The 18142-nt window shown below is 44.3% G+C and carries 15 protein-coding genes; 2 read left to right on the forward strand and 13 right to left on the reverse strand.

Annotated features, from left to right (window positions below):
• Nucleotides 1-5: 5 nt before the first annotated feature.
• The 9 genes from AMM48_RS05375 to AMM48_RS05415 form a co-directional block, all read right to left on the reverse strand.
• Complete coding sequence (locus AMM48_RS05375) at nucleotides 6-1007, reverse strand: SDR family NAD(P)-dependent oxidoreductase (protein ID WP_102783228.1); 1002 nt, start codon at nucleotides 1005-1007, stop codon at nucleotides 6-8.
• Nucleotides 1008-2048 carry a nucleotidyltransferase family protein gene (locus AMM48_RS05380; protein ID WP_158246429.1) on the reverse strand — a complete coding sequence of 347 codons (1041 nt, stop codon included), beginning with the start codon at nucleotides 2046-2048 and terminating at the stop codon, nucleotides 1008-1010.
• Nucleotides 2049-2056: 8 nt separating this feature from the next.
• Nucleotides 2057-3277 (reverse strand): UDP-N-acetylglucosamine 2-epimerase, encoded by a 1221-nt coding sequence (gene neuC / locus AMM48_RS05385; protein ID WP_102783230.1) that lies wholly within the window; start codon nucleotides 3275-3277, stop codon nucleotides 2057-2059.
• An 87-nt stretch (nucleotides 3278-3364) separates the two neighbouring features.
• On the reverse strand, nucleotides 3365-4240 hold the full coding sequence (locus tag AMM48_RS05390) for an NAD(P)-dependent oxidoreductase (protein ID WP_102783231.1): 876 nt from the start codon (nucleotides 4238-4240) through the stop codon (nucleotides 3365-3367).
• Nucleotides 4233-5270, reverse strand: coding sequence for an N-acetylneuraminate synthase family protein (locus tag AMM48_RS05395; protein WP_102783493.1), 1038 nt, complete (start codon nucleotides 5268-5270; stop codon nucleotides 4233-4235). The genes AMM48_RS05390 and AMM48_RS05395 overlap by 8 nt, the downstream gene beginning before the upstream one ends.
• 35 nt (nucleotides 5271-5305) lie before the next feature.
• Nucleotides 5306-7162 carry a carbamoyltransferase C-terminal domain-containing protein gene (locus AMM48_RS05400; RefSeq protein ID WP_102783232.1) on the reverse strand — a complete coding sequence of 619 codons (1857 nt, stop codon included), beginning with the start codon at nucleotides 7160-7162 and terminating at the stop codon, nucleotides 5306-5308.
• Nucleotides 7163-7182: 20 nt separating this feature from the next.
• Nucleotides 7183-8601 carry a hypothetical protein gene (locus AMM48_RS05405; protein ID WP_146030382.1) on the reverse strand — a complete coding sequence of 473 codons (1419 nt, stop codon included), beginning with the start codon at nucleotides 8599-8601 and terminating at the stop codon, nucleotides 7183-7185.
• Nucleotides 8602-8847: 246 nt separating this feature from the next.
• Nucleotides 8848-9528, reverse strand: coding sequence for an acylneuraminate cytidylyltransferase family protein (locus AMM48_RS05410; RefSeq protein WP_102783234.1), 681 nt, complete (start codon nucleotides 9526-9528; stop codon nucleotides 8848-8850).
• Nucleotides 9525-11357, reverse strand: coding sequence for an ABC transporter ATP-binding protein (locus tag AMM48_RS05415; protein WP_102783235.1), 1833 nt, complete (start codon nucleotides 11355-11357; stop codon nucleotides 9525-9527). The genes AMM48_RS05410 and AMM48_RS05415 overlap by 4 nt, the downstream gene beginning before the upstream one ends.
• Before the next feature lie 241 nt (nucleotides 11358-11598).
• Here AMM48_RS05415 and AMM48_RS05420 point away from each other — a divergent pair, with 241 nt between their 5' ends.
• Nucleotides 11599-12537 carry a Gfo/Idh/MocA family oxidoreductase gene (locus tag AMM48_RS05420; RefSeq protein WP_102783236.1) on the forward strand — a complete coding sequence of 313 codons (939 nt, stop codon included), beginning with the start codon at nucleotides 11599-11601 and terminating at the stop codon, nucleotides 12535-12537.
• Complete coding sequence (locus AMM48_RS05425; protein WP_102783237.1) at nucleotides 12524-13288, forward strand: SDR family oxidoreductase; 765 nt, start codon at nucleotides 12524-12526, stop codon at nucleotides 13286-13288. Before AMM48_RS05420 ends, AMM48_RS05425 begins: the two co-directional genes overlap by 14 nt.
• Nucleotides 13289-13320: 32 nt before the next feature.
• Here AMM48_RS05425 and AMM48_RS05430 read toward each other — a convergent pair whose 3' ends face one another.
• The 4 genes from AMM48_RS05430 to AMM48_RS05445 form a co-directional block, all read right to left on the reverse strand.
• On the reverse strand, nucleotides 13321-14994 hold the full coding sequence (locus AMM48_RS05430) for an aldo/keto reductase (RefSeq protein WP_102783238.1): 1674 nt from the start codon (nucleotides 14992-14994) through the stop codon (nucleotides 13321-13323).
• A gap of 54 nt (nucleotides 14995-15048) precedes the next feature.
• Nucleotides 15049-16398 (reverse strand): surface carbohydrate biosynthesis protein, encoded by a 1350-nt coding sequence (locus AMM48_RS05435; RefSeq protein WP_102783239.1) that lies wholly within the window; start codon nucleotides 16396-16398, stop codon nucleotides 15049-15051.
• A 61-nt stretch (nucleotides 16399-16459) separates the two neighbouring features.
• Entirely contained in the window at nucleotides 16460-17512 is a 1053-nt protein-coding gene (gene pseI / locus AMM48_RS05440) for a pseudaminic acid synthase (protein WP_102783240.1), read from the reverse strand.
• A gap of 8 nt (nucleotides 17513-17520) precedes the next feature.
• Nucleotides 17521-18114 (reverse strand): hypothetical protein, encoded by a 594-nt coding sequence (locus tag AMM48_RS05445; RefSeq protein ID WP_198413504.1) that lies wholly within the window; start codon nucleotides 18112-18114, stop codon nucleotides 17521-17523.
• Between the last annotated feature and the right edge of the window lie 28 nt (nucleotides 18115-18142).

The raw sequence follows: 18142 nt of genomic DNA on the forward strand, positions 1-18142 counted from the left end.
AACAATTATACAGAATAGTCAGTTGGCTCAAAATGATGCAGATTTTGTTTTATCCAATCTACTGTCTCCTCCAAGCCTTCCCTGAAACTATGTTCTGGGCGCCAGTTTGTCATAGACGTAATACGGGAGTTATCTGCAATTAGCCTATTAACTTCACTATTCTTTGGACGGACCCGTTCGTTGTCGCAGGTAATTGGCGTTTCAACACCAACAATTTCCATAAGAATCCTAGCAGTTTCCTCAATAGACCACTCTAATCCTGTTCCAATATTGACTACTTGCCCTTCTGCAGAGTCGCAGCCAATCAAGCTACACATCGCTCGAGCTGTATCTAATACATATGTAAAGTCCCGCGTAGGTGTTAAGGCTCCCAACTGTATCGAAGAGCACCCCGAAAGCAACTGGCTCGCAATAGTAGGAATTACTGCCCTTGCCGTTTGACGCGGCCCAAACGTATTAAACGGTCGAGCTGTAACCACAGGAAGTGCAAATGAATGATAGTAACTTTCCACTAACTTATCAGCGCCAATTTTTGTCGCCGAGTACGGAGACTGCCCAACCAATGGATGATCTTCTGAGATGGGGACAGTTTGCGCCGTTCCGTACACCTCAGATGTTGAAGTATGCAAGAGCCGCAGAAGAGAGCTTGAGTTTCGGCACCCCTCAAGAACGTTCAGCGCACCCGTAATGTTTGTATCCAAGTAAGAACGTGGCGACGAATACGAATAAGGGATTCCGATAAGGCTTGAAAGGTGAAATACGTATTCACAGTTCCTGATGGCTTTGTGAATGAATTCAGCATCCCGTATATCCCCTCGTAACACCTCTACAGAATTCAAGATTGACTGAGGAATGTTAGAAAGCCAACCGATACTGTTCCAAGAGTTATAGTATGTCAGTGCTTTCACTGAGGCACCTTCTCTTACAAGGCGCTCTACCAAATGACTTCCGATAAAGCCATCCGCCCCAGTTACAAAAACCTGTTTCCCATTGAAATCTGTGCTCATTTAGCGATCTCCAAACATTTTTTGAGCTATAGCGAGATCACTCGGACTGCCAATATCTGTCCAATATTCATGGACCGGAAATACGCAAACTTTTTCCCCAATAGCGATCGCAGCGTCAATTACATCTGTCATATTGAAAAAACCATCCTTTGGGATAAGCTCTAGAGCTTTAGGTGACAAGACATACATCCCAGCATTGCACAGATAACTTTGAGATGGCTTTTCCTGTAAGGCCGTAGCAAAAACCCCTGATGTTTCAATAACACCAAATGGTATTTCAATATGATACTCAATCGCCGCAACAGTCATCAACGCGCTATTGTTATCGTGAAAATCAAGCATTCGTCCATAATCACTCGTGGTTAGGACATCACCATTGATAACCAGTATTGGTCCGTCTGGACGCTCGGGCAACAACGACAACGCCCCTGCAGTACCTAGCTTTTTGTCTTCTTTCAAATACGCAATACGGGCACCTATATCACTTCCATCACCAAAATGATCTTCGATCAAGTGACCAAGATAGTTAGTTGAGATGAATATGCGCTTCAAACCACGCGAGACCATTCCTCTGATCTGCCGCTCCAGAAGAGGTACTCCACCAACAGTCAACATAGGCTTCGGCATATTCTCGGTAAGAGGCCGTAAGCGGCGCCCCTCCCCACCAGCCATTACAACGGCTCCCCAAAAAAGATCTGCGCTGCTAGCAACACTTCTGATTTCCGTCTCATCATTCACTTGAGCAATTCGAACAAAGCGATTGCATTCATCCACTAAAGGTAGGGCTGCAACCCCAAGGTCAAGCATCTTCTTCTGGAGCACCTCGGCGGGATCATCTGCCCGCCCAAGAATTGGCTTTTCAGTCATTGCAACTGTAGCAAAATCATCTAGCGTTTTGTCTGCAAGAAGAGACCTTCTGATGTCCCCATCGGATATAATTCCCAGTAACTTTCCATTGGCGTCTACAACTGCAGCAATGAACCGCCGAGTGTGCTCAATAACGTCAATGGCATCTCGAATAGTACTGGTAGGCAAAAGCATTGGTTCTATCATTGATACCAACCGTCCTTTACATCTCCACGTAATGTCATCTTCTTACGAATAAGACGCTGGTCAATATCGGCTTCAGCAAGGATATTAGCAATTTTGAGCCCCGCGTCTCCCTGCCAGTAAGGGTTGAACGTTGACCTTGCAATTTCGCGAAACTCCGTATCATAACAACAGCGTTTAATGGCATCCGCTATTTCAGTCGCATCGTAGTTCGTATCGATAACATTATTACCCCGTAGCCGTCCCTCTTGACGCGAACCAACGTTAACGGTTGGACAACCAAACGCAGGCGTCTCTTTAATTCCAGATGAAGAATTACCTACACAGACCACTTTGAACTTAGGATTTCGGGAAAGCGCCAATACTCCGTGATACAGATACCGCCCCAAAGAGCTATGAAGCTGCACATTACGATGAGATTTCTTATGCCAATCATTGAGACGTTCAATAATTTGACGGCCTCCAGCATCGTTATTTGGATAGGTGACTAGTATCTGCGCCCCCTCTTGAGCTAGTGCCTTAAGGGCAGTCAATGATGGCTCAAGCTGCGTTACAGAACTATCGAATTCGGTAGTCACTGAGTGCTGAGTGAACAACACAATCGGCTTATCTGCGCTAAGTTTGAGCTTATTCAAAATTTCGTCTGGTTTCGCAAAATTTTGATTTTGAATCAGATCAATGGCAGGAAACCCAACTGTATGGACACGCCAGCTTTCTTCCCCCATCGCCATAACCCGGTTTGAGGCCTGCTGGTTTGTTGTAAAGTGAAGATGTGCCAACTTGGTCATAGCGTGTCGAACAGAATCGTCCAAAGCACCACCTTCCGTCAAATCTCCACCTTCAATATGTGCGGTAGGAATATTCATCTGAGTGCTTGCGATCACGGCAGCGAACCCTTCGAAACGATCCGCGTAAACAACAAGCATATCAGGTTTCAGCTCAGAAAGAGCCTTTGCGATTTCACTAACCCCGGAACCTATCGCAATAGCTGTTGCGAATAGAGAATCAGCAGGCATCTCAATCTCGACCTCACGAGAAACTATGAACCCATCTCCTTCAATTTCTTTCCGAGTGTGACCGAAATTGGGGTCCAAGTGAGCTCCTGATACAATCAATCGATATTCGAGGTCAGGATGTTGATCAATCGCCTTTAGAACAGGAAGCTGCAATCCATATTCAGCGCGATTTCCGGTAAAAACGGCGATTACTTTTTTGGACATATCATACCTGTATTATAGCATCATTCAGAATGCATATTTAGCTTAAAGTTAGCTGCTTTATTTCAGAACAAAGGGCCTGGTTCGTGTTCAAATAAGCCCACGATCTCGCATTAGCATTATAAGACCTTCTTCAATTGAGGTCTGCGGTTCCCATTTCAATTTACTCTGAGAAACCTCGAGTTCCATTTGAAGGCAAGATCGAGCGGCATCCTGATTATTTTCTCTTAAAGTTCGTCCGTTTTGCCCGGAAAGGTTCAGTGCCATTTGACAGAGATCCCGAACACTTACAGCAGGTGCCTGGCCAATGTTAAAAATTCCAGAAGCCGAGTTCAAAACCGCTAGCTTCAAGGCATCCGCGGCATCCTCAACCCAAAGAAAGTTTCGAACTGTCGATAAATTACGCACGGTCAGTGGCCCACTAGAGCGAATTTGACTGAGAATATCAGACAAAACATTATTACTGGACATTCCTGGCCCAAAAATGTTTGAGAACCTAAGAGAAGCCCCACTACAAGATGTTACTAACCCTTCACACGTTTTCTTAATTTTCCCATACAATTGAGTTGGGTTTACGTCATCATCAATCTGATGCAGGCGACAAGATTTATCCTCATATACGGCTGACGAAGATGCATAAACCACGTGAGACCATTCTCTTGCAAGAAGCTCACATGTAGCTGATCGCACTTTGGAAACGTGAGCAACGGGATCGAGACTTTCAGCCTGGCTTAAAGCACGGCTTTCAGCCAGATGCACTAGCCGGGCAGACCGAGGAGGCACAAAGTCTTCGTAAGCTGCAACCTTCTCCAACCGTACATTGCTAGGATAAACACTATGTGGTGGGGCAGATCTATAAAGGCCTATAATATCTAAGTCACAAGCAGAAAGTCTACGGAGTAAGGCCTCCCCAACGAACCCTGCAGCACCTGTAATAACAATTCTTGGGAAAACCTCGTCAATCATATCCGATTACATCAGAGATTTTCACATGAGTTTCCGCGTCGATATCTCGTGACGCTGTTTTACCCACAACCTCATGGTACCTATCCGCATGTATCTCTCCTGTTCCGGGCCGCTTGACCCACGAATTCTCTTTACTAAACACCTCGCCCTTTTTGATAGGCGCAATCGCGACGACTGTTGCGTAAGCAAACTCAATGACAGGTTGCTCTTCTGGTAAAACATCCTTCTCTCCACCTCGAGCTTGCCAAACAGCTTTACTACCGTCGATCAAATCCTTCAGTTCATCAGGTTCGATCGATATTGCTGTATCAGGGCCAGGCCAAGCTCTGGAAATCGTAAAATGCTTCTCTAAAAGAGATGCTCCTAAAGCCGTCGCACCGAGGCAGGTCCATATATTTAACGAATGATCCGACAGCCCAACAGGAACATCAAAGTCCTCGATTAGTTGAGTTATAGCCGCTAATCTTACTTTATCATAAGGTGTTGGGTACATTGAAGTACAGTGCATCAATGCAAACGGAACACGCCCAGCTATCACGGCAACAGTTCGCTTAACTGACTCCAAATCATTCATACCCGTTGAAATTATCATTGGCTTCCCAAAACCGGCTACGTGTTCAAGAAGCGGTAAGTTATTGCATTCTCCAGAGCCGATCTTAAAGGCGGGCACTCCCATATCATTGAGGCGGTCAGCAGCCTCTCGACTGAAGGGAGTTGACAAATAAATTATTCCCTTTTGCTTACAATAGGCTTGAACTTCCCGTTCTTCATCTTCGGTCAATTCGCAGCGTTTAATGATATCCCACAACCGGTCGTTCGATATTTCCCCAGGGGTCATATCTGTAGGGACCATTTCTTTATCAGTAATATGACATTGAAATTTTACAACCTCAGCCCCCGAAGCTACAGCAGCATCAACAAGCCTTTTCGCTTTCTCAACATCCCCTTCGTGGTTGATACCTACTTCAACCAAAACCAACGGAGGGTGGTCGGGCCCTACCTTACGACCCGCAATATCTAACTCGCGCATTTGGAACCTACAATCGACATTTACGGTTGGTAACATTAAGCTTCAAAAATACTTTCGACTTTTTCAAGCGCATCTTTTTTGACTAGTAATCTTTCCCCCGGTAGAGCAAGCACTTCCAAGGCTGACAGAGACAACGTTCTTGCCGCATCTGCAATGCTACAATTCATCGGATCACCATGTAAGTTGAGAGAGGTATTCAGTAACGCTGGCACATCGGTAATCTCTTTGAACGCATGAATCAGCTCCCAGTATTCCGGATTGATCTCCTTACTCACGAACTGCGGTCGCGCAGAGAAATCCCCAGGATGAACCGCCGCAATTAAATCACGTTTTGCGCGATCTGTGGTCTCAAACCCAATTGTCATGAACGGAGATACTACCTTCTTCGGATTTAGAAGATATAGATCGGTATCCTCCTTCAAAATGCTGGGAGTAAAGGGCATCCAGAAGTCACGGTTCTTTATGGCGTCATTTATGCGCTTCAGATTTCCAACGTCGGATGGGTTAGCCAAAATAGATCGGTTACCTAACGCTCTTGCTCCGAATTCCATCGGTCCCACACATCGAGCGACAATAACGTTGTTAGCCAGTAGTTTTGCCAAACCTTTGGCTTCAATATTTTGCAGTTCCAAGTAGTTATCAGGATCATCATTCGCAGCCTGGACACCAAACTGCCACTTATCCTCTTCCCCCATCACACCATTAACATGCCCAAGATAAGCACTTTTGATTGGCGTAATTGTTTCGCCTTCTTCTATCGCTGCGGCAAAACATGCTCCGATGGAGCCACTTTCATCACCACCCGACGCAGGCACACTCATCCAATCAATTTCAGGCAAAGAAAGAAGGTCCCCATTGGACTTTATGTTCATAGACAAGCCACCGGAGAAGCACACATTGCGAGAAGACGTTTTCTCAAGCCAGTACTTCATCCAGTCACCTGTTACGCGTGTGGCCCAATTTTGAACCGCAAATGCTATATTATCAAACCGATGCCCCTCAAGGCGCTCTTTCAAATCAAAGTAACTCTCTTTAAGCGGTTTTGGACTTACAAAAATTCCATTCTCGAAGGTCAGAATTTCATCGAAAATATCTTCAACTGCCCTTGTGTACTTACTGTGGCGACTATAACCTGAGAGGCCCATCACCTTGTATTCATGTTCGTTTGGCTTCATACCTAAAATGAGCGTTACAAATCTGTAGACCCGTGCAACCGAATGATCCTTTCCCCCTCCAATCTTATTAAGTCGACCTTGTTCATCAGACAAATACGCTGACCAATTTTGGCCGTCTCCCCATGAATCTGCGGTTAAAACCAATGTTTCACCTTGGATAACTTGGGGGAGCTTAGAGCCGTAAAGCGCATATGTTGCGTGGCAATAGTGATGATCATAAATAGAACAAGGTCCGCCAAAGCGAAACTTATCACGCAATGTCGCTATACGCAGTTCATCGCTAACGTAACGGGTCAAATCCTCTAACGAGCCAGAAGACTTCATATAATCTGTATCAAGCCCTTGATTTTGATTGAGCTTCTCGCCGTTCACATACATATCCCGCCAGTACTTACCGTCATTAACTGCGGAATCATAGAAAACAGGCTTCCAATATTCTTTGTTCTCGTTGATATGATCCAAGACTGAAAAATCTGAATATCGGGAGATTGCGAGGCCAATGGGATCTACATTTTTAGTAAACATTGCAACATGGTCAAGCAAACTAATGTCACCGCCAAGGTGAGCATCAACAAGATTTCGTATCGATTTCTCGGGAAACGCGACTTGATTTTTACACTTCGTAAATCGCTCTTCCTGAACAGCACCGACAATCACACCATCTTTCATCAGTGCGGCAGATGAGTTATGACCACAATGAAGCCCGAGAATTATCATTTTAAAGTTCCTTTGGGTCACTAAACGTTTGTTAATTGGAAAGATTTTGCATGCATCATCTTAAACGTATGCGAATACATGTGACCTGATAGATACCAGGATTTCAGGCTCTCGCTCTCTTTGTCCATACCCTCTGGATTATCGACAAGCAAAGAAAGAATGTCGCTATACAATTCTTCTTGTCGAGAATCATCCCCGAGTAAAAATTTTCCTTGCCATGAAGGTGCGCAGAACCACCACCCAGCGAAAAGCTCCGCATTTTTCTGAGCTTCCCTTCTACCGTAGTCACTCCACCAAGTGGTCGATAATAGTTCAAGATAGTGCTGGCGATTATTTGCAACTTTGGCGAAACCGCAATCATGATACTTGCCCCTATCTGGTAACAAAACAGGTTTACCTAGCGACGCAAATTCAATGCCTGCGGTACCATGATAAGTAACCATTGCGTCAATGCATTCCATGACCGCCGCATTATTCCAGTTTTTGTCAGCAAGCCCTATGTGAGAACTATTAGGGAGCTCCCTCATGATCTCTTTTAACGAAACACCTCCAAACCACTCTTCGCAAGGATGAGGTTTGAATAACCAGTTGAACTCAGATGTTTGAGATGCAACATCGAACGTTTTCTCTGTCCAATCTAAGAAATCCCTGAACTGAGTCATTCCTAGCTGATGAGGCCAGTCATACCAATTGGACGCATAGAAACCAACTATGGGTTTCACTGGATCCCATCCAAATTTGAGGCAAAGTGATGCTCTATCAATACGCTGAGAGTTTTTATTAAAAGCATACACCGATGCCAAATCGTCAGCACGGCCATCAAGGCGTCCTTTGAGATATTGAACACCGGCTCGCCTCATCTTGTCAGCTGTATCGACAGGCAAGCACTCTATGTCCCGCCTCTTTGGCCGATCGTAAAAGTCAGTCAGGTCTTCTGGATGTTGCATATGTACCATTCTCAGAACACCGAAAAGCCCGAATGGCACTATCACCTTGATACCACGCGTTAAGGCAAACCACGCTATCAAGCCATATTCGAAATTAACTGGATGGCTAACGACCACCAATTTAAAATCCCGCATTCCGATAAGGCGATCTGCTTTAGCAGCAAGCACTAAACCTTCACGGACAATTTGCCAGAAATCACTTCTAAAAATATCAACTGAAGCTAGCCGCTGTCTCTTAAGGATGGCATCATAAAATAGAGAACCAGGTACCTCTCCCTCCAACTTCCATTTTAGAATATCTTCAGACGACTTAGTGATTCTTTTCAGATTGTTCACTTGCTTCAAAACAAGATTTTCATCGTACTCTATGTCCCGAATACGAATTACTTCTTCAATTCCCATTGACTTAAGGGTTCGACTACACTCTGAGTGTTTGAAGCGCCCTGTAACACCTACTTCAAAACCATTTGGCAGACCAAGAGCCTTTCTCAACAGCGTTAACCTAAGCCAATAGTTGGGATTATCCCATTGCCCATCAATTAAAACGTCACCTTTAAATCTGTCGCTATCCCCTTGGCAAAACCGAGCCAGAAGACTCTCAACCTTTCGTCTACGATCACTGTTTACATTCCTTTTCCACCTATACTTCGGCGAACAACGCCTAACCCCCTGCAGAAGTACATTTGCGAGTTCTCTTAGCAACGATTTCAAGTGGAATACTGATAGCAGCCCCATAATTTAGTAACCAAGCCTATCGGATATAAAAGCTAGCAAGCTTTCAGCCAGAATGAAGTCCTCAGGAATATCAATGTCAATGTCGTCAAAAGGTCGACCAGTCAGAAAAGGTAAAACCTTTGTTCCGGAAAGAGATCCATTAAGCAAACACGCGATTGAAGTAAGATAGAGCATCCCATTTTCAAACGTAACCGGATAAGTCAACCTAGATTGCTGACCAAAATCATAGTTGGGGCGGTAGAACCCGTTATCAATATGCCCACACTTAAGTCTCCGCTCGCTCACCGTCAACAGTGAATCACACTCATTTGTTTCGAACATATTGACTGCTTCCCGCAACATGCTAAGTGGCCTGAACGGATTAGTAGGCTGCAGAGTAGCAATACAAGACACATTGTGACGGTTATCTCCCATAGATTCCCATGCGTGGAAGATGGCATCGTATGTCGGGCTATTGTCTTGCGCGAGCTCCGTTGGCCTCATTACAACTTCGGCAGCCGCGCCTTCCGAGACTTCCGCAATGGCATCATCATCCGTTGTTACCAAAACTATGTCGAAGAGCCCGCTCTTTTTTGCCGCTTCGATCGACCAAACAATTAGCGGCCTCTCTCCAAGCAACCGCAAATTCTTACCTGGCAACCTCTTAGAGCCCCCTCGGGCTGGAATCATAGCTACCCGCATCATTGGCCCCCATTCTCGGTGTCCGTCGAAAGCCTTCTAAAAAGCTCACTACGCCTTTGCAGCTCACTATAAGTGCCTACATCACTAATAGCCCCATCCTTTAACAGGATTATCTCGTCACATTCCTTCAAGGCTCGCACACGATGCGACACAACAATAGTCAACCGATCCCCAGAATCTCGATGAAGTTGATTCAGCACCCGTGCTTCTGTTGGCTGATCCAAAGCACTTGTTCCTTCGTCGAGGATCAGCACATCAGGACATCTGTACAAGGCCCTAGCGATGGCAATTCTTTGCTTCTGCCCACCAGAAACCCCTTGACCATCTTCCCCCAACGTAGTGTTAATTCCGTGGGGCAATTTGGCAATAACATCAGCTAAGGCACTGCATCGGAGCACTTCGTCCAGCGCATATTCCCCATTCTCTTGGTCATGACCAAATTCAATATTCTCTTTCACTGTCCCTGCAAGCAGAAACACCTCCTGTGGGACATACGCTAGCCTTTGCAACCAACTCTCGGGATCGAAATTGTCTCTTGACGTACCATCAATCTGTATCTCACCAGAAGTAGGAGAGAAAAGGCCCAAGAATAAATTAATCAACGTACTTTTTCCAGCACCGGACTCTCCGACCAGACCGTAGAACTTTCCTTTCCTCAAAGTAAGGTCAATACCTTTAAGCACGTCACCCTGGCTCGGGTAGGAAAAATTCACATCATTAAAACGAATGCTTTCCCAAGCGGAACACTCCTTCAATCCTGGACCTCCGACACCCTCGATCCATCCTATATATGACCTAGCCCCATTTATGCTATCTCGTATGCTTGCAAGGAAAGGCATTGCTTGGTCTATACTTGTTATTGATGAATTGAATTTATTTGCAGCTGGGAGAACTCTGCTTACCACAACCCCAACCAAAGCAATTTGCGCGGTGATCTCCGCAGCAGAATAATCCAACCCCCACAGCACGACCGCAACACAAATAAATGACACTTGACCACAGGCCGAAAGCGCCGGACCAGGAAGACTAGACATTGACTTTATGAGATAATTTGATCTTGCTGACTTTAAAAAAGTTGTTTTCAACTGGGAGAGAAAATAACTTGACCCACTCTCCACCTTAATATCTCGAACGCCTCGAACGTATTGACTCAATACAAAAAATAAATTCGTTTCGTTTTTTCTCGCCTCTACTGCGCCTTTCTTTAGCGGTTTTCTCACAAAATGCATCATGATTGTAGACACAACACCTAGTGTTATAATAGAGTAAACCCCTTCTAAAGGAGATATTATAATAGCAGAAATACTTGTAAACAGTATAATAATAACGGACTGAATAGCAAGCAACACTGACCTAACTACATCACGACGCCATCTCCTAATATCGTTTCGGAACACGTGTTCAATATCACTGTTTCGTTGACTCACTATCCATGAGTACGGAGATCCACTGAAAATCTCGTAATAATCTAAAGAAAACCTAGCAATAGATACCTCGCTATACTTCTCACTTAAATAAACATACAACGCATTCAGCAATGCACCAAATAAAATAATTGCAACAACACCCCCTCCTAACACAGGAAGAAGACCTTCTACCGATACATTGAAATATGCCAAAAAATCATCCAAATATGGAATTTCTTTGAAATAAAACGGATCCATCATCAAATATACGAAAGGAAAAACAGACGCGACAACTAGGCTTTCCACAAACCCCAATACTATTGAGATAAATAAAATTACAATTAACTGTTTTTTCTCTACTGAATTCAATAAAGAAAATGCATACTTCACATCAGAAAAAATTATTCTTTTAAACAACAAACCCATCCACTATTATCAAAAATTTAGTTCCGAACCATTTATCTTTCGTAGCTGAGCTCGTACCACTCCCCATTTAATGAGTAGATTATAGGTTTATCACCTATTTTCCTCCACACATCAAATTCTCATTCCTGTGTCCCTTGTTTATTGAATGTATTTTCCTGTAACAAGTGACAATATATAAAGTCCTGTGAATTTCCAGCGAGAATAGGGTACTTCACTAGCCATCATTAGCGAGTCAAAAAACATGACACCACACATCGCCCCCGCGGGATTTCCTTTTTTGGAAAAGCAACAGAAAATCAACTTAGGAATCATTGGAATCTCGGAAGGTAACGGTCACCCCTACTCCTGGTCTGCAATTTTGAACGGCTACGACCCGGAGCATATGGTCAAGTGCGGTTTCCCAGCGATCCCGCAATATCTTGCAGAGCAAAACTGGCCCGACGCCAAGCTCAGTGACGCAGAAGTGACCCATATCTGGACACAGAATGAAGAGAGGTCAAGACATATCGCACAAGCTTCTCTAATACCTCACGTCACTAAAAATGCATGCGACATGATAGGGAAAGTAGATGCCATACTTCTAGCCCGTGACGACGCTCAATCGCATTCGGCACTTGCTAAACCGTTTCTAGAAGCAGGCTTACCGATTTATATTGATAAGCCGTTTGCCCTGTCGCGTGACAGTGCAGTTGAGCTTTTTCAGCGGCAGCTGTATGACGGGCAAATATTCACCTGCACGGCCCTAAGGTTTGCGCCCGAACTCCAACTAAGCCCTGCACAGGCACACGATATCGGGCCCATACGATTTATCAATGCAACAACTCCAAAATACTGGGACACTTACGCAGTCCACCTCATTGAGCCAACTTTAAGAATTATCGGTTTTACATCGGAGGTGACTGACAAAAACTTGCTTATATCTAAAGGAGTTCACCAACTTAGTCTGCTTTGGAAAAATGACATAATTACGAGCTTCACCGTTACTGGGAGAATACTGACGCCAGTTTCTATCTCAGTTTTCGGGGAGAAAGATAAGGTAGATTTAGAGTTCCACAATTCATTTAGGTGCTTCCGAAACACTCTAGAAGAGTTTTTAACCTCTATAAGAGAACGAAAACGGAAAATTCCCGAACACGAAACTTTAAAAGTAGTGGAGGTTATAGAAAATGGAAGAAACTAGAAAAACAATATTAATTACCGGCGGGAGCGGACTTATTGGAAAGGAACTAACCCATCACTTCCTTAAATCTGGCTGGAATGTAATTGCAACCACCTATCAAAAAAGATCTGCAGAACAATTACAGAAATACTTTTGCGATTTTGATAGTTTGCGTGTCATTCAATCAGATCTAAATGACAATCAATCTGCCGAGACACTTAGGAATAAAATTGAAGACAGAAGCGATCTTCCATATGCAATCATCAACAATGCTCGCTCTTTAGATCATCTTGAAACCGATAGTAAGGGACAAGTTTCCCGCGAACATTTCGCATCCGAGTTAACGCTTGATGTTATAGTTCCGTACGAAATATCCATGGAATTTGGAATGGCACCAGGAAGCCCATTGAAGAAAATTCTGAACGTTAGCTCAATGTACGGGGTAGTTGCTGCCAATAGAGAGCTATATACCAACTACGAAAGACAATCTCCTCTGCATTATAGCGTATCAAAAGCGGCTGTTATTCATCTTACCAAAGAGTTAGCGGTACGATTTGCCCCATTAGAAATTGACGTAAACTGCATATCTCTTGGAGGCATTGCGGGGAGAGTTGATGATCAATTCATGGAAAGATATAGCAAGCTCTGCCCAAATGGGCGAATGCTTCAGAAAGCCGAAATTAGCCAGCATGTAGATTACTTAGTTTCGCCACAAACATCTGGATTAACTGGGCACAATCTAATTGTTGATGGAGGATGGACGACTTGGTAAGAGTATAGAAAAATGCAAGACGATTGCTCGTTTCATTCGAATATCCATCGACTGGGGTCGAGTAGGTCTTCAGGGACAGAAGGAAGAAATGTTCTGACTTTTTGTGCCTCAGATTGAGTCAAAGGTTTGTTTGTGAATATCTGCAAATTCCTCTTCAATTGATTTTCTGTTTCAATACCTATTACTACGCCGTCTATCCAATCGTGAGATCGAACATAAGCTATCGCAAGGTCATCAATCCCATCACGATTAAGTTGGTCTGAAATTTCACCAAGGCGACCCGCAAGGTACGCTATGTTAAGACCTTTCAACTTTGGCCAATCATCAAAGTTCGTCGAACAAAGTAATCCTTGAAGAAATACACTCCGGACATGAATGGTTATCTTATTTTTTACCGCTTTTATTTGCTCTATCACCCCACTTTTCTCCCAACGAGAATCTAACAAGTTATAGGGTAATTGCAGGTACTTAACTTTCTTGGAATTAATCGCAAGTAATGCCTCTTCTACACTTTGCACAGAGACCCCTACTTTTCGTACTATTCCTGCTTCCAGGTGGTGGCAAACTCTATTCCAGATCAAGCCATCGTATTCAGTCAAGTGACTTGCTCGATGAAGCATCAACACATTGAGTTGGTTCATACCTAATTTAGCGCAAGATTCAAATATACTAGCATCAACCTTTGCAATAACTTCACCCTCCGTAGAACTTGAGCTTAACGTATCGAGAGGTGAAAGTTTAGTAATCGCGGTCATCTCATTGCAGCGACCGCCGGTAAACGCTTCTCCGACGACCTGTTCAGAATCACCGTACGCTCGAGCAGTATCAACCGTCGTTACCCCATACAATGCTGCTGATCTGACTAAGTTCACTGCATCGAAATTACAAAGCTTTCCTGTTTTATTCGCAGCTCCGTAGTTCATTCCAAGTTGCGCGCCACCAAGAATAAAGTCATGATGGCAAGAGCCATGTTCTTTATTTTTGTTTAACGAATATACTTTTCCTTCTAAAAAGTCGTCCCTTAAACGAGCAGCAATGTCTTCCCATGGCGTTCTTACTGGATCGTCGACATTGCGAAAAACTCTCTCTAACCGGCAATAGTCATCAATATTATCAATCGTAGCGCGAATATATGAGAAATGTTCTCGCGAAACGCATTTATCCGAGAATGTCACCCCATATTTACGAATAATTGCAGGTGTTACATGTTCGCGATCATAACTACTTAGCTCCAGAGAATTTATGCTTCTCAGTTCTCCAACATATGTAACTTCTACTCTAACACCATACGGCAGGCCATCATTGGGCCAAAGCGTCGCCATATAACGTAGATCGTTTGTAGAAAATTCGTTAACTATGGATCCGATCAAGTTTGCGTCTGGCAAGATATTGTCACCAGTCAGACGTACGATGATATCGTTATCGTCTAAGCTTTCCACTGCTTTGACGTATCGTGCCAAGGTATCGTCTTCAGGGCCTCGTATAACATCTAACCCGTAAAGCATCGCTGTGTGTGCAATAACATCATCTTGGCTTGAGTCGGATGCCGCAATGCAAAATAAATATCCGCTACGTTGTGCCCTTAATGCAGCTAAAATAACAAGCGGGTACCCTTTTATTTCCAACATAGCTTTTCCCGGCAACCGCGTTGACCCGAGACGGCTTTGAAGTACTATTTTTACAATCTGTTTATTTGGTGTACTCATTAGACCTCAACAAGAAATACCCTTCATACTATTTGAACAGCCCAATCAGTTTCTTCAAAGACACTTCTCGGCAATGTCAGCGTATAGTGACACGTCTTTTTTGGTTATTAATTTGTCAACGGCAACCTGAGACGAAATATCCAACTGAGAGCCAAGTAATGCTTGCCCTGGCTTCCTGTTCAACTGATAGCTCAATGCTGCACTAATAGAAGATCGAACCCCAGTCTGAATCCCCTTAAGTGATTGGAAAAAATGTCTTTTAGGCCCTCTTTCTTTCAGAAATCTATCGATAATTTCTGCAGTGTACCTACAACGACCGCCGTCAATCTCCCCAAAACATTCAGTTGCATAATTTGTTCGCAATGAAATCATATCATCCGATAAGATGACACCTGCCAAACATCGGTCGACAAACTCTATTAGCTGCTCAGATGACGTTGCAATTAAACTTCCCCGCTCCCGGTCTGGCCAAGCCCACTGCGGAATAGCATTCATTTCCATTTCAATTGTGGGCTTATTCCAAATCCATGCTTCAACTGCTGTGGTACATTGACGATGCAACAACACATCCGTCGCGTTTAGCACGTTCCAGATGTAATCCGTAGGGCAGAAGAAGACGTTACTGCATTGATGTTGTTCAATCATTTTGTTGTAAAAGGACAAGTCTTCTATTGGATGAGGTTTTATCAAAAATTGCAGATCAGGACGTGTCGTAACTAGACTGAAGAACGCTTCGGCTGCGGAAGCTCTATCTTCTGAGAAGAGCTGCGGAACGTTTCTAGCTTGAAGCCCTATACGCTCATAGCAAACCTTCGATCCTACATCTTCAATTTCATTAAGCCACTTATCCAATCCTGCTGAGTGTTTTTTCTCGGCAAGGTATGCATATCCATACTGGGTTGCCCAAGTTACAATTTTCTTGTCAGGATTAAGACCATATCTACGGCACAGACTTTCTCGATCAAGAACGGCCGAAGCAAAACTTTCAGAATAGAAATCTGTTCTATTGCAGCCCACTACCGGAGCAAATTCTTCTCCTCTACCCCACCTCTTGCGAATCCCATTGGCTGATGCCTTATTCCAACAGAGAATGATATCCGCGAGGCTAAAGTCAGAGAACTCACCTTCTAGTAAAGATGAGAACTCTGGCCGCATTGCACCCTCGGTCGGCAACACAACGACTGCGACCCCTGAAGTCTTCAGTCCACGAGCAAGGTCCCTATGAGCTTCACTAAAAAGGTGATTAAAAACAACGCAGTCAGGACGATAGACACTTATCATTGCTTCGGCATTTTTGGTCGCACTCACTAGCACGCTGTGTCCAAGCTTCTTCAATCCAACGGACAAAGCTGTCAAGTTTGGCAAGTCTCGCCACTTGTGATCACAAAGGAGATGAATTCGCATCGGATGTATTTCTTTCAAAACTTACGCATTCAGTAAGATACGACTTCCACTATCAAAGACCTCAATCTAGAAGACACGGATCTATAGGCGTACCTCTTGATATCGACTTACTAGCCGCCCGACCAATAATACTTTCCAAATACTTTGGCGCCATTCCGTATCCCGGTCGAATGACACGAATGTTGTCAGTTGTAAAAATTTCTCCTTCGGCAATATCTTTCACAGCGTACACCGAGCGACGGAAAACCACATTAGTCTCTTCACTATTCTTACGATGGAACTGCGGACGCCCTAGCGCTTCCCATGCCGCTCTACAATCTCTCACTAAACTAGTTAACTCACTAGGCTCCAACGAGAACGCGGCATCCGGCCCGCCTTCGGAACGATCCAAAGTGAAATGTTTTTCGACAACACGTGCACCTAATGCTACTGCTGCAACAGAAACCGCTGTTCCAGGCGTATGATCTGAGAACCCGCACACCACCCCAAACTCACGTTCTAAAAGTTGCATTGTGAGAAGGTTCGCATCGTGAATAGGGGTTGGATAACCGGATACACAATAAAGCAAACACAGATGCTGGCACCCAGCATCGCGGATCACCTGAACTGATTCAGAAATCTCCGACTTTGATGCCATACCGGTCGACATAATAACCGGCTTCCCTGTTTGCGCAACTTTTCTGAGCAAAGCATGATCCGTCAACTCGAAAGACGCAACTTTGTAGGTTGAGACGCCAATGTCCTCTAAAAAATCTACGGAAGAATTGTCAAAAGGCGTACTGAAAACTTCCAGCCCCAGACTTCTAGCATGACTAAAAAGTTTCCCGTGCCACTCCCAAGGAGTATGCGCTTCTTCGTACAGTTCGTATAGAGTTCGCCCTTTCCACAAGCCTTCCTTGACCACAAAGTCACTGGCATTGCAGTTGATAGTCATCGTATCTGGCGTGTACGTCTGGAGCTTGATCGCATCAGCCCCTGCATCAGCAGCAGCGTCTATAATTTTAAGCGCTCTTGTCAAATTGCCATTATGGTTTCCGGAGAGTTCCGCGATGATGTAAGGAGAATGCCCCTCGCCTATTTGACGATCACCAATCATAAAAGACTTAGAATTCATAATTAAACTCATTTAGAAATACGTTTGTGGAAGGTCACTTTGGCTTCAACTTTACTATCTCTAAGCTCTGCTGTAGTGAATTCGAGCTTGAAGTCACCGTAATTTATGAATGCCGTAGGGTAGGTTTCCGCATCCAACATTCGGATATGATTGTACAAATCTATTACGCCCGCAACCATCGGCAACTCGCTTTGCTCAGGGGTTCTTCGCGTGAAGAAAACCTTATTTCCTGCTTGCGGAACAGGCGTAATATCTTCTGAGATCATACTTTCGATTATTGACCAGATAACCTCAGCCATCCTTTCGAAAATATCTTGCCCACGTCCCTGTAAGCTCAAGGGTCTTTTTGTATATACAGGCCCTGCGTCCAATTCCTCAACCATTCTGAGCGCTGAAAGATTTGTCTCAGCGAAACCTCTTATAATTAGGTTTTGAACTGGTGACCCTCCGCGACCAAATGGCACATCCGATGCATGGAAGCACACACATTCAGCTAAGTTAAGAATATCGCATCCGACCAATGATGACCAATGAGGGAAAAAGATATACCTTGGCGCCAGCTTCTTGACATACTTTGCTGTCAGAGCTTCAGCCTCTGTCACAAGATGCCAGTTTCCCTGTAGCCTAGGA

Origin of the sequence: Thalassospira sp. GB04J01, from assembly GCF_000751115.1 — a bacterium.
Taxonomy (GTDB): Bacteria; Pseudomonadota; Alphaproteobacteria; order Rhodospirillales; family Thalassospiraceae; genus Thalassospira; species Thalassospira lucentensis.